Genomic DNA, 12,887 nt, shown 5'->3' with positions numbered 1-12,887 from the left:
CTTTTTATATCAGATACAATTCTTTCTGAGGAGGAACAATAAATTCTGCTCCATCTTTTTTCACGACAACATCTTCTTCCAGACCGATACGTCCGGCACGCGTCGGTATTCCCGGTTCAAGCGTAAACACCATATTTTCAAACAAAGGTGTCCGAATCAGTTCGTCTTTATTGTAACGAGGCTTTTCAGGTCCTAAAAGAGGGCCTCCATCATGGGCAACCCGTCCCATCTGATGTCCTAAAGCAGCGTTCCAATCCTCATATCCTTTACCTGTGATATACTCACGGGCTACCGTATCGACCTCAAGGCCCGTAACTCCCGGCTTTAAGGCTTTCGCGGCTAATAAGATTCCATCCCTTACGGTATTGAAGGCTTCTACGATATCTTCGGGAGCTTCGCTTTCATCTTCTTTCAAAACATAATACATACGCTGCAGATCACAGCCATAGCCATCAACAACGATACCAAAATCAATATTGACGACATCTCCTCTGCTGATCGCAAAATCCGGTGCTCCCATATGACCTCCCGGACATCCATAACCGCTAAAGACTCCCGGATTGCATGATTTTGGCCATGACCATCCAAACTCCTTTCGTTCTACCTCATTTTGGAAGAAAGCATAGACATCTTTACAGTTCATTCCCGGTTTAATGAAATCCTTCGCATCATCGAATATCTTTTCCGCTTCCAGACAAGCTTTGCGAATCTTAGAAAGCTCTTCTTCTGATTTGATTCCCCGGACACGAACGATAATGTTTTCAGCAGATACGACCTTGCCCTGATAATTTGCTTTTTCAAAGGCTTCTTCTAAAAGATGATACATACCAAGACTTAAACCATCGGCACTTGGATTTTCAAGTGAATAATCCAAAGCGATCACTTCAGGCTTCTTTTTGACGATTACTTCAGCCAAGGTATCTGTAAATGATATCGGAAAAGCAATCACTTCATCAAAGACGCCATGATGCACATATCCATTATAGTCGATCGGTGTGCATACAGCCGTGCTCGTACCATCCTTGCAGAAGATAAGAGCCGTACAGCCAATAAACTCTGCATCGCTCATGACCGCCAAGATCGGTTCCGTGTTCGTTGCAGACTCTTGTCCGGCAATGATCCACATATCAATTTTCTCGTCCCGCAATGCATCAAAAGCAATTTTTACTTTTTCTTTTGAAAACATAATATGCTACCTCCTGTGAAATATGGGTTTATATTAAACCATTTTCACATAATTTTCAATACTTTTTTCATAAAATTACATAATTTTGCACTATTTATTTCATATATTTACATTTATTGTTGAAAATTATTTACATTAAACTAAAAATTTATGTTATCATACCTACAGGAGGACATATTTATGAGTCAGAGAAGAGAAAAATGTATATCAAAAATAAAAGAAGCTAATCTGGATGGCGTCTTGGTTGCTACCGGACCTACGTTCCAGTATTTGAGCGAAAGTACGGACTATTTCTGGCAGCGCAGCTGTATGAACAATATTGATGGCAGGCTCAGTGCCAAAATATTGCCGGAATGTGTTCTTTACCTAAGCGTTAGCGGTGAGTGTACGATCGTTGCCATTCCGCGTCTGAAAGATGCTTTCCCAAATGAAACTGTCATCGTATCATATATGGATCAGATGGAAGATACGCTTTCTCCTTATGTCAAAGGAAAAAAGATCGGCATTGGTGCCGACTGTCATGAATGGCTCAAATCTGCCTTACATGAAATTGATCCAAAGATAGAAACCGTTGATGCGGAAGAGCTGTTTTATGATCTGCGCGCGATCAAGGATGAAAAGGAAATAGCGATCATGAGAAGGCTCGCTAAATTTACCGATGAAGCCGTCATGTATGTCGTTACCCACCTCAAAGAAGGAATGACTCAATACGATGCTGAACAGATGCTCATGCAGTATGGTCTGGATCACGGCATCCAAGATTTCTCATTCCCGCCAACGGCCGGTTTTAAGACACGGGGTACTTTTTCAAGCGAAGAAAACTTCGTGTTCCCACGTACTTCAAAATTAGTCCCGGGGACGGCCATTGCCTTTGATGTCGGTTATATGGACCAGGGATATTGCTCTGACTGGGGAAGAACTGTTTATTATGACAAAGCACCAGAAAGAGTCAAAGAAGGTTATAAAGCTTTACAAGCCGGACAGGTATCCATGGTCGAGCGTATCGTTCCAAACAAGACAAATGTAAATGAACTCTATGATTTTGTTCTTGAAGAAGTTGAAAAACGCGGATTTGCGGATGTCTTGCGTTTCAAAGATACCGGTATGTTAGGCCATCAGATAGGAACCGACTGTCATGAATATCCTATGGTCAACCGTTCCAGTGATGCTATATTACGTCCGGGCATGATCTTCTGTTCTGAACCAAAAATGATGTTTGAAGGCGAATGTTATATGCGTGTGGAAGATATGATCCTCGTAACAGAAACCGGTGCTGAATTTTTAACGACATTCGATCGTGATTTGTTCGAGTTTAATAATGAATAATTTGTATTTTTCATCTTCTGATTAAATATTCGTTAAGATTTTTCAATTCATTTTATAAATTGATGAATCACTTGACCTATAAAGTCATCTGTGTTATTTTATCCAAAAAAAGAGAGGATATGTTATGCCCATAGATATGAAAGGCATCATTGCCGATACTTTATTAGCGATGACAAAACAAAAAGGAATTGATAAAGTAACCGTAAAAGCATTGATCGAAGAATGTCATATTTCACGACAGACCTTTTATTATCACTTTCAGGATATTATGGAAGTCATTGAATGGTCCATGGAGCGAGCGGTTCAAGAAACGATCAAATATACTCAAAAAGCCGATACGCTGAAAGAAGCTCTGACCTATCTCATCGATTCTGCCGTTGAAAATCATGAACTGATCCATAAACTTATGGATTCTCAAAAAAGAGCACAAATGGAAAAGTTACTCATTCGGGCAATTAAGATCTATCTGCAAGCTTTTATTGAAGCTAAGGCCCGTACCCTTTCCATTAGCTATGGTGATGTAGAAATTGCTCTTGATTTTTATGCTTTTGGTATAAGTGGCCTATTACTGACATACTGTCAACAAAAAAACTTAGATACCAAAGGTCTGGCTGAGCAAATTTGCCGGCTTCTTCCTTCAAACAGCCATCATGATTAAAATCATATCCCATGAACATTCCTGTTTGCAGTCAATGGGGGTTATGCAGATAAAATATATGTTATGAAAAAAAGCTTAGTGAGGCATCACCAAGCTTTTTTATACTTTCTATGATCAAAGATTTACAAGCCTTCTTTGTGTCAACTGTTCGTAATGCTTATACAATAAACCAAAACGATACGGATAGTGTGGCTTCCAAGGCTTGGCACGTCCACAGAAATGGAGGATCACCGTATTCACAAAGATCCAGTCAACATCTATTTTCCCCGAGCTCCGTGTCAGATAGCTGTTATATTTGCGAGCATCATAATTCCAGATCGAATCATCTAAAGGCAGTATCCTGTCACCAAACATCGCATTCAAAATATCCTGATCCGGCAGAAGCAGACTCATTCGTTTCGTCGTTGAAAAATCAATCACTTCCCGAGGATCGATCTTCTTACGGCACAGCTTCAGATCCATTAACAAGACTCCTGAATTATAATAGTCATGATCCGTACCTAAACGTAAGCGATTCACATTGTTAGAAAGCTCCTTCATGCTCGTATGAGAAGCTGCCGCAAATAGATTTCCCTGCATATCGGTTTCCCACAAAGGGCGCAAAGCATTAATGACTAATATATCTGGATCAAGATATAAGATACGATCGATTTGTTTAGGAAGATAGTACGATGCTAATAATCGGTAATACATTTCCTGTGGATATCGCTTGGTTTCTAAGGCATCATCAAAAATAGAAGCATCCACATAAATGGAAAAGAAGCGATATCCCAAGCTTTGGCAGCTTCTTTCGACACCTTCTAAATCATAAGCCGATATGCCGCTATGCATCAGATAAATTTCTATCTTTTCTTTTGGATTATTGATGGCGATCGATGTCAAAAGTACCTGAAGCTGATAAAGGTAGTTTTCATCCAGCGAAACAAGTATTTTCATTACATCCTGATTCATTTCATCTCTTTTCATTTTTACCCCCGGATACTCTCGATGAGTTATATTTTCTAATTATAGGATAGCAGAAGACAGGACAAAATGAAACTGTCATTTTCAAAAATTTTTTATTTACAAAAAGTAAGATTTGTCTTGCTTTTTTACACTTTTAAAAAAGTGTTCATACAGATTCCAAAATCTGCAAGTGGAACGTTTTTCCAACTTTTGATATAACATTATTCGTGAAAGGAGCAGGTCATATGAAACTCAATGAAGAAATATTTGCGATCAAGCTGTATGAGCTGGAAGAGCAATTTGGAAAGATGCAAGGCCGTCTTCATCTCTGTCAGCAGCAGGATCACTCTAAAATCAAACAGCATCTTCAAGACACGATGGATGAGTATCAGGAAAATGAATATTTACTGAAAAAGCAGGTACAGGGTTCCCATTCATCAATCGTTGCTTCATTAGCCGATGCTCAGCAAGAATACCTTCGTAAAACAAGTGAGATTCTCAAAGATCAGATGGCATCACAGCCAGTTCTCGAAGAAAAAGCAGAAGCATGTGCGCTTTATGCGGAATATGCCATTGATTTTGCGGTTCAATCGATGCGTTATGCGTTAATTGCGGCATTGAAGGCGATTGATATGCAGATAGATGCAGAAGAAAATACATTAAATAAGCTTCAGGAAAAGGAGGAACATGTATGAATGAAGTAAAACACCCTAAAAAACCATTGATTTATTATTATTCAATTGCTTTATTGGTTTTGATGCTGATCAATTTTCTAGCGGTACCGTGGCTGGCAGAAAGACAGGTCAAACAAGTCGATTATGGTACTTTCATGTCTATGACGCTTGATAATGAAATCGATCAGGTAGAAATCCAAAAGCAAGAAAACCAGATCTTATTTACCGATAAAGAAGGTCAGATCTATAAGACAGGAATGGTGGATGATCCTGATCTGACCCAGCGTTTATTTGATTCAGATGCTGATTTTTCCGGTGAAATCATCGAACAGATGTCACCATGGTTAAGCTTTTTGCTTTCATGGGTCTTACCGATCGTTATTTTCATAGGTATCGGTCAATATATGTCGAAGAAATTGATGAATCGTGCCGGTGGCGCCAATTCCATGAGCTTTGGTTTAGGCAAGAGCAACGCGAAAATATATGTGAAATCATCTGAAGGTATTAAATTCTCAGATGTTGCCGGTGAAGATGAGGCAAAAGAAAGCCTGACCGAAATTGTTGATTATCTGCATAATCCAAATAAATATAAAGAAATAGGCGCCACCATGCCAAAAGGAATTCTTTTAGTAGGTCCTCCGGGAACCGGTAAGACGATGCTGGCAAAAGCCGTTGCCGGTGAAGCAAACGTTCCTTTCTTTTCAATGTCCGGTTCAGAATTTGTGGAAATGTTCGTAGGTATGGGTGCCGCAAAGGTTCGTGATCTTTTCAAACAGGCAAAAGAAAAAGCACCATGTATCGTATTCATTGATGAAATTGATGCGATCGGTAAAAAACGTGAAGGTCAGATCGGTGGAAATGATGAACGTGAACAGACATTGAATCAGCTTCTTACAGAAATGGATGGTTTTGAAGAAAACAGCGGTGTCATCTTATTGGCTGCCACTAACCGTCCTGAGTCATTGGATCCTGCCCTAACACGTCCGGGACGTTTTGACCGCCGCATACCTGTTGAACTGCCGGACCTGAAGGGACGTGAAGAAATTCTAAAAGTCCATGCCAAGAAAATCAAAATGGCAAATGACGTTGATTTCAGTAAAATAGCGCGTATGGCATCCGGTGCATCCGGCGCTGAATTAGCGAATATCATCAATGAAGCTGCACTGCGTGCTGTACGTAATAATCGTAAAAACGTTTGTGAAGCTGATTTAGAGGAAAGCATTGAAGTCGTGATTGCCGGTTATCAGAAGAAAAATGCCATTTTAAGTGATAAAGAAAAGATGATCGTAGCCTATCATGAGATCGGTCATGCCTTAGTAGCAGCCATGCAAAGCCATTCCGCACCTGTACAAAAGATTACGATCGTTCCTCGTACTTCAGGTGCCCTCGGTTATACGATGCAGGTAGAAGAGGGTGAACATAACTTAATGAGCAAAGAGGAAATTGAAAATAAGATTGCAACCCTTACCGGTGGAAGAGCTGCCGAAGAAATCATCTTTAACTCCATTACGACCGGTGCTTCCAATGATATCGAACAGGCAACAAAGCTGGCAAGAGCCATGATCACTCGTTTTGGTATGAGCGAGGAATTTGATATGGTTGCGATGGAAACCGTTACGAACCAGTATTTAGGCGGTGACACTTCCCTTGCCTGCTCCGCAGAAACACAGACCAAGATTGACCAGCAAGTCGTTGATCTTGTTAAGAAGCAGCATGAAAAAGCCCGTCAGATATTAACAGACAATCGCAGGAAACTCGACGAATTGGCAAAATTCCTCTATGAAAAAGAAACGATCACAGGAGAAGAATTCATGTCAATCTTAAATGCATAGATATTTTGATAATTATTCTCATTATTTTCTTTTAAATCATTGACATCGCAAATCGATTCCGATATGATTTGATTAAGGAAACTATTGATGGGATCATTGAGCAGAGATCATATTGTTGCACATATGAAGATACAATCATCATCTAATATTTAAAACAAAATTTATATTCATTCATCATTTTGATCATCAATTTGCTTAAGGTCTCATTCATGTAGCGGACATAGAAAATGGAGGTAAAAATAATGAAATATGTCTGTTCGATCTGCGGTTATGTCTATGATGAAGACAAAGAAAGTCTTCCTTTCTCAGACCTTTCTGAGTCATGGGTATGTCCTTTATGCGGCGCACCAAAATCTTTATTTGAGACAGAGAAAAAAGAGGATGCACCCCCAAAACCAATAGAAAAGATAGAAGCAGTGGAAGATATGCACAAGCTCCCTGCCGGTGTCTTATCTGCAATCTGTTCCAACCTGGCCCGTGGCTGTGAAAAACAGTATCATGAGGAAGAAGCTTCTTTATTCAAAGAAATTGCCAATTATTTTGCACAGGCTGCTCCGGAAGAAACAGATGCAACTGTTGATACCTTATATTCTTTGCTTGAAAACGATCTGAGACAAGGTTATCCAGGCGTAAGCAGTGCTGCTAAAGAAGTCAGGGATCGAGGAACACAACGAATCTGTGTATGGGGAGAAAAAGTAACCAATATCTTATATTCGCTTGTTCAGCGTTATAAATCAGAAGGACCTGACTTCTTGAAAAACACCAATATCTGGGTATGCAGCGTATGTGGCTTTGTCTATTTGGGAGACACCCCGCCTGCGATTTGTCCGGTATGTAAAGTACCTGATTGGAAATTTGACAAGGTAGAGGGGAGGTCTTTCGCATGAAAACACAGATTGCTGTCAGAAATATTCGTCTTTGCACAAAAGATTGTCTATGTCTTTATGTTTGTCCGACAGGAGCCAGCGATACCGAAAACAGCATCATAGATACTGAAAAATGTATCGGCTGTGGTGCATGTGCACAGGCCTGCCCAAGCAAGGCAATTTCCATGGTTCCTCTGGAATATCCGCCTCAACAGAAAAAAGATGATCAGGTCGTTGCATTATCAAACAGATTGGCCATCAATAAAGCCAAACAGGAAAAGATTGCCAGACAGTTAGCCGAATCTGCAGAAAATGATGAAGTTTACCGACTTATGTCTGCTATTTCCAAATCTGTCCGCCTGGTTAATGAAGACCTGCTTCGCGAATCCGGATACATGCTGCCGCAAAGTAAAAATGCACATGATCTTTTACAGGAATGGATCGCATCTCCGCCAACAGATCAATTTCCTTCAGAAGCAGCCAAAAAACTTCTCAGCATGATTCCCACTAATGAAAAAACAGTAAAATGGAAGTGCAGTATCTGTGGCTATATTTATGAAGGCGATCATCTTCCAGATGATTTCAGCTGTCCGATCTGCTATCAGCCGGCAAGTGCCTTCAATAAAATTGAAGAATAAAATACAGTAAAAAGGCGTCATCGGACGCCTTTGACATGTTCTTGCCATAATCAGAAATAACATCATTTAATCCCTTTGATTTAATATCCAAGGGATTTTTTTACTTGCTTCATTTTAACTCAATGTCTTAAATGATCTAAAAATCTGATAGTCACTGGTTTGAAAATAACATAAAATGCATATCCGATCATGCCGCCTGTCACATTTGTAATGATGTCTGTAATATCTGAAGATCTTACACCATTGATAAGAGGCTGCAATATCTCAATACCCAGGCTCATTAAAAAAACATAAAATACAGTTCTACCAAATTGATGACTTTTATTCTGTGTTAATGGAAATAAAAAGCCAAACGGAAGGGTCATGATCACATTCAATACGATCTGTCTTATAAAATCACCTCGTTTTGCTGAAACATCTATAAACGGCACCAGATTCATTGCCACGTAAGGATGATCCAAAATAAATGGAAGCGAGGTTATGACCGGCATCAAAGTAAAATAAAGCACAAATGACAGATATACATACATAAGCGTATTGACAAATAACACATCACGTCCCCTGTTTTTCCACTTCCCATAAAAAACAAAAACATATAAAACCATCAAGGCCATAAAGTCTATCAGATATTTCATAGTAACACCTCACAACAAATCACCTGAATTTCATATACAAAATAAAAGAGCGAGAGCAGTGCACTCGCTCTCAAATCATCTCTTATAGTTATATCATTTATAAGATATCTTATTATATTGAAATTGAAGATCGGTGATTCTTTTCAACTGCCCAACGTCCATTAAAAATCACTAAGCTAAACAAAATCAAATAACCAAATAAGATAACAAAAGCAACGATATTTCCCTCATGAAGCTTCTGCCAAAGAAATACAAACTCATTCTCAAAGCTGTTCATCCATCTTCCCTCTGCCACAAACAAATAATTAAGCAGTGGCAATACCAGCGTAAGCAGACATTGAATCATGCTTGATATGATCAAAGCATGATTTTTATGTTCATTACCTTTAGAAAAATAAGCAAATGATGTAAATAAAGCAATCATCATTAATATCCAATAAATATAAAACATAACTGCTACCTCACATTAAAAATCAGTGACCTCAGCATTTCGACATCTTCACTATCCAGATAGAAATGAACATAATGTTCATCATAACCCGAGCGATAATTGATATCTAAATATGCAGCATAGTCCTCAATATAAGTATCTCCTCTTTCTTTAAAATTCAAGGATGTCTTTTCCTGCAATACCTTCACATAATCCAAAAGAGCCAGATCATCTTTATCAATATCTTTAACGATAATCGTCTTTTTCATCTCATTTAGTGGAAAATAATCAACAGTAGATATCTCAAAATTAATTGTCGTATAGTTAGTATAATCCAGCACCTGACGGTTGATTCCAAAAAACTCAGTTTGTCTGGATACGTAGTTAAAGCCATTGACCAATACCATCAGAATGATAAACTCCGCTGCCATCAAAGGCGTCAGTTTCATGCTTCTTTTCGCAATACCATTAACGATAAAGAAAACTACAAACAGCGATACGATAATCAAGATATTGACCGTTAACTCATTGCCCATTAAATTGAAACAAATAATCAGACAGGCAAGAGCGATATTAGAAAGAAGCGGATAGGTAATAAAATCTGTCGTCAGCTGTTCAGCACTTTCACCCTTTTTCTTTTTAAAAGTAAAATAAGCTCCAACGATGGCACCACAGCCAAGCACCAGATAATAGCTCAGCATCACCCAGTCAACATCTCCAAAGTGAAAAGAAAGCCTTATCGGATATGAATACTCAAGACGGACGATTTGCTCCACGATGAACAGTCCGTTCATAGGTGAAAGAAGCTTTAACACTAATTCCGGAATATCACGAATCGTGATCATGCCGTTATTGACTGTCTGTGTACCGAGGAAAATCGTAACGGTCATATAAACGAATAAAGGCAAGATCGTGATCATCGCAGTAATGATACAAGCATCAAGGATATTGTTGCATTTCAATACAAAGAAAGTATTGATGCTGTAAATGATGACAAATACCAGAAATGCCAGACAAAGTACGATCAATAAACTTAAATAAACCATAAAAGAGCTATTAGCCCAAAGAAGCAGTCCGCCAATCAGATAATTCACCAGGATCGGTACACAGACACCGATGATCGGTGCAATAAAATGTGCTTTAAACAGATGATCGCGATTAATGGGAATCGCATAATAGGTATCGACATGACGCTTTGTCAGGGAAAATTTAAATGTAAAGATCGGCAATACGATCGCAAATACGCCTAATGCAAACAACGCAAGATAAAATACGATGGCTGTTATATTGCTGGCATTATTTCCGGCAGATGTCAATAAATTAGTAAACATGACAAAGGGATATGCCATGAAACATACAAAGAAATATAAGATCAAAAGCTTTCTTTTTCGAATAAACAAGTTTTTAAAGTAGTTGGTCGTTATCTTATTCATTGACAAATACCCCCTTCCTTTCCATTTCATAAATAAAGATCTCTTCTAAATTTACAGGCAAGATATCCATCATCAATGGATGTAAGGACTGGATCTGTTGTTTGATTTCTTCAAGATCACCTTTTACGACAAGCGTAATGATCCTTCCTGTTTTCGCATAATGCATGATATCCAGCGATTCAAAGGCTTCCTTATTTTTTTCTTCTCTAAACGCGATCTGAATCTTATGAATGGCTTCTTTGGTATCATCGATCATACCGCTTGTTTCAATATGTGCATCTTCAAGTATCGCAAAAGCATCACAGATATCTTCCAGCTCCCGTAAATTATGAGAGGAAATAATAATAGAGATATCTTTCTTTTCAATGCATTCACCGATCGCTCTTTTGAATAACAGACGCATCATCGGATCAAGACCGTCAAAGGATTCATCTAATAAAAGCAGCTTAGGTGATATCGCCAAAGCCATGAGAATAAATGCCTGACGTTTCATACCCTTAGAAAAGTTATTCATGACCTTATTTTCATCCAGCTTGAAGATTTTCAGATATTTCTCATAAAGTTTTTCATCAAACTGCGGATAAAAGATCTGATAGAATTCTTTCATATCTTTGATCGTGGCATTATACATATAATAAGGATCATCACTGAGATAAAGAATATTCTGTTTTAAATATTCATTTTCATGAATCGTTTCACCATCTAAGGTGATGCTTCCCTGATCACATTGATAAACATCACAAATACATCTTAATAATGTTGATTTTCCTGCCCCGTTAGGTCCGATAAGGCCCATGACCGAACCGTTTTGAACCGTCAGGGAACAGTTTTCAAGTACCGTTTTATTACCAAGATTCTTTGAAACAGCTTCAACCTTCAACATATTCATCAACCTCCTCATAGACCTTATCGACAAGATCCAGAATCTTCTCTTTTTCAATTCCGACATTCTTACAATCTCTCATTTTTGTTTTTAATTCCTCCATCTTTTGTTCATATACCAGATCCGTTACATTCTCGCTCTTTACAAAAACTCCCTTTGCCGGTATGGAGTAAACATAACCATGCAGTTCAAGATTCGAATAGGCTTTCGCAACCGTATTGGGATTGATGCCCAGCTCTTTTGAAAGGGTGCGTACGGACGGTAGCTGATCGTCTTTTTTTAAAATACCTAAAGCAATATAATCTAAGACCTGATGCTGCAGCTGTACATAAACAGGTGTATCATCTTTGGTTTGAATGATAAACATGTTATTCCTCCTTCCGTCTTACTGTACTATTACAGTATTACAGTTTTGGTTATTTGTCAATCGTTTTTATGAAATATATGGAAATAATCACAAATCAGATTGTTTTATTTGCCTATTGAAACCATTTTTATTACAATATGATAGAGAGAGGTGATTTTATGGAACATGAAGCTTTACGCGCTTTATTACTCTCAACGCTTGCAGGATTTTCAACAATGATCGGTGCACTGATCATTTTCTTTTCAGACCGGAAAAATGAAAAACTGATCTCAACCTCATTAGGCTTTGCCGGAGGTGTCATGATCTCAGTTTCTTTCATGGAACTGCTTCCTAGCTCAATGTCTTATTTCCGTTCATTTGCGAATGAACAGTTAAGTACCGTTTATATGGTGATCAGTTTGATACTGGGTGTATTGTTTGCTTCTTTATTGGATAAATTCATACCCCATGAAGAAGAAAAGGATACACATGAGCTGAAGCATGAAAATCTTTATCGTGTTGGAATTGTCAGTATGATGGCGATAGCGATTCATAATTTTCCGGAAGGTATCGCAACCTTTATGGCCGGTTATGATTCCAGCTCATTAGGCTTGGCCATTGCGATTGCGATTGCTTTCCACAACATTCCGGAAGGCATTACCGTCGCTTTACCGGTATATTTTTCAACCGGTTCTAAGGGAAAGGCTATATATTATACATTCCTTTCCTCTATCTCAGAGCCTATTGGCGCTTTAATGGCTTTTCTGGTACTGCGTCCGTTTATCAATGATGTTTCTTTAGGAATCATTTTTGGTGTAATATCCGGTATCATGCTGTATATTGCCATTGAAGAGTTATTGCCTTCAAGCAGGGATTACGGTTATCCTCGTCTTGCCTTGTGGGCTGCTTTTGCAGGAATCTGTCTGATGCCATTGACGCTGATGTTTTAAAAAGGACTAAGCGTCCTTTTTTTCTTATCGAAACAAAATAAGTGCATAATATGACTAAATCAGCAAAATCCAACTGACAGTTGAG

General features: G+C 38.6%; 14 protein-coding genes. 7 read left to right on the top strand and 7 right to left on the bottom strand.

Annotated elements, in window-relative coordinates:
- Positions 1–4 precede the first annotated feature (4 nt).
- On the bottom strand, positions 5–1,186 hold the full coding sequence (locus ACZYT3_RS09125; RefSeq protein WP_464088426.1) for a M24 family metallopeptidase: 1,182 nt from the start codon (positions 1,184–1,186) through the stop codon (positions 5–7).
- A 180-nt stretch (positions 1,187–1,366) separates the two neighbouring features.
- On the opposite strand from ACZYT3_RS09125, the gene ACZYT3_RS09120 reads away from it, so the two are divergent.
- Both ACZYT3_RS09120 and ACZYT3_RS09115 read left to right on the top strand, forming a co-directional pair.
- Positions 1,367–2,512, top strand: coding sequence for a M24 family metallopeptidase (locus tag ACZYT3_RS09120; protein ID WP_464088425.1), 1,146 nt, complete (start codon positions 1,367–1,369; stop codon positions 2,510–2,512).
- 124 nt (positions 2,513–2,636) lie between these two features.
- The gene (locus ACZYT3_RS09115) at positions 2,637–3,170 is read left to right on the top strand and encodes a TetR/AcrR family transcriptional regulator C-terminal domain-containing protein (protein ID WP_464088424.1); all 534 of its coding nucleotides are present in this window, start codon (positions 2,637–2,639) and stop codon (positions 3,168–3,170) included.
- A 114-nt stretch (positions 3,171–3,284) separates the two neighbouring features.
- Here the strand turns inward: ACZYT3_RS09115 and ACZYT3_RS09110 are convergent, their stop codons facing one another.
- A complete protein-coding gene (locus ACZYT3_RS09110) occupies positions 3,285–4,136 on the bottom strand; it encodes a glycosyltransferase family 8 protein (protein ID WP_464088423.1) in 852 nt (283 codons plus the stop codon).
- A 224-nt stretch (positions 4,137–4,360) separates the two neighbouring features.
- On the opposite strand from ACZYT3_RS09110, the gene ACZYT3_RS09105 reads away from it, so the two are divergent.
- The 4 genes from ACZYT3_RS09105 to ACZYT3_RS09090 all read left to right on the top strand — a co-directional run bounded on the left by ACZYT3_RS09105 (position 4,361) and on the right by ACZYT3_RS09090 (position 8,125).
- Complete coding sequence (locus ACZYT3_RS09105) at positions 4,361–4,810, top strand: hypothetical protein (protein ID WP_464088422.1); 450 nt, start codon at positions 4,361–4,363, stop codon at positions 4,808–4,810.
- Positions 4,807–6,621, top strand: coding sequence for an ATP-dependent zinc metalloprotease FtsH (gene ftsH / locus ACZYT3_RS09100; protein ID WP_464088421.1), 1,815 nt, complete (start codon positions 4,807–4,809; stop codon positions 6,619–6,621). Before ACZYT3_RS09105 ends, ftsH begins: the two co-directional genes overlap by 4 nt.
- A gap of 242 nt (positions 6,622–6,863) precedes the next feature.
- Positions 6,864–7,508: a rubredoxin gene (locus tag ACZYT3_RS09095; protein ID WP_464088420.1), complete on the top strand. Its 645-nt coding sequence runs from the start codon at positions 6,864–6,866 to the stop codon at positions 7,506–7,508.
- Entirely contained in the window at positions 7,505–8,125 is a 621-nt protein-coding gene (locus tag ACZYT3_RS09090; protein WP_464088419.1) for a rubredoxin-like domain-containing protein, read from the top strand. Before ACZYT3_RS09095 ends, ACZYT3_RS09090 begins: the two co-directional genes overlap by 4 nt.
- Before the next feature lie 119 nt (positions 8,126–8,244).
- Here ACZYT3_RS09090 and ACZYT3_RS09085 read toward each other — a convergent pair whose 3' ends face one another.
- From ACZYT3_RS09085 to ACZYT3_RS09065, 5 genes are all read right to left on the bottom strand, one after another.
- Entirely contained in the window at positions 8,245–8,760 is a 516-nt protein-coding gene (locus ACZYT3_RS09085; protein WP_464088418.1) for a VanZ family protein, read from the bottom strand.
- A gap of 112 nt (positions 8,761–8,872) precedes the next feature.
- Positions 8,873–9,211, bottom strand: coding sequence for a hypothetical protein (locus tag ACZYT3_RS09080; RefSeq protein WP_294560601.1), 339 nt, complete (start codon positions 9,209–9,211; stop codon positions 8,873–8,875).
- A 5-nt stretch (positions 9,212–9,216) separates the two neighbouring features.
- Positions 9,217–10,623: a hypothetical protein gene (locus ACZYT3_RS09075; RefSeq protein WP_464088417.1), complete on the bottom strand. Its 1,407-nt coding sequence runs from the start codon at positions 10,621–10,623 to the stop codon at positions 9,217–9,219.
- Entirely contained in the window at positions 10,616–11,506 is an 891-nt protein-coding gene (locus ACZYT3_RS09070; RefSeq protein WP_464088416.1) for an ABC transporter ATP-binding protein, read from the bottom strand. The genes ACZYT3_RS09075 and ACZYT3_RS09070 overlap by 8 nt, the downstream gene beginning before the upstream one ends.
- Positions 11,493–11,873 carry a GntR family transcriptional regulator gene (locus tag ACZYT3_RS09065; protein WP_464088415.1) on the bottom strand — a complete coding sequence of 127 codons (381 nt, stop codon included), beginning with the start codon at positions 11,871–11,873 and terminating at the stop codon, positions 11,493–11,495. Before ACZYT3_RS09065 ends, ACZYT3_RS09070 begins: the two co-directional genes overlap by 14 nt.
- Before the next feature lie 158 nt (positions 11,874–12,031).
- On the opposite strand from ACZYT3_RS09065, the gene zupT reads away from it, so the two are divergent.
- Entirely contained in the window at positions 12,032–12,802 is a 771-nt protein-coding gene (zupT, locus tag ACZYT3_RS09060; RefSeq protein WP_294560608.1) for a zinc transporter ZupT, read from the top strand.
- Positions 12,803–12,887 lie beyond the last annotated feature (85 nt).

The sequence above is a fragment of the Traorella sp. mt218 genome, assembly GCF_055420025.1.
The sequence above is the reverse complement of the archived record's forward strand: the minus strand, read 5'-3'. Positions and strand labels throughout refer to the sequence as shown.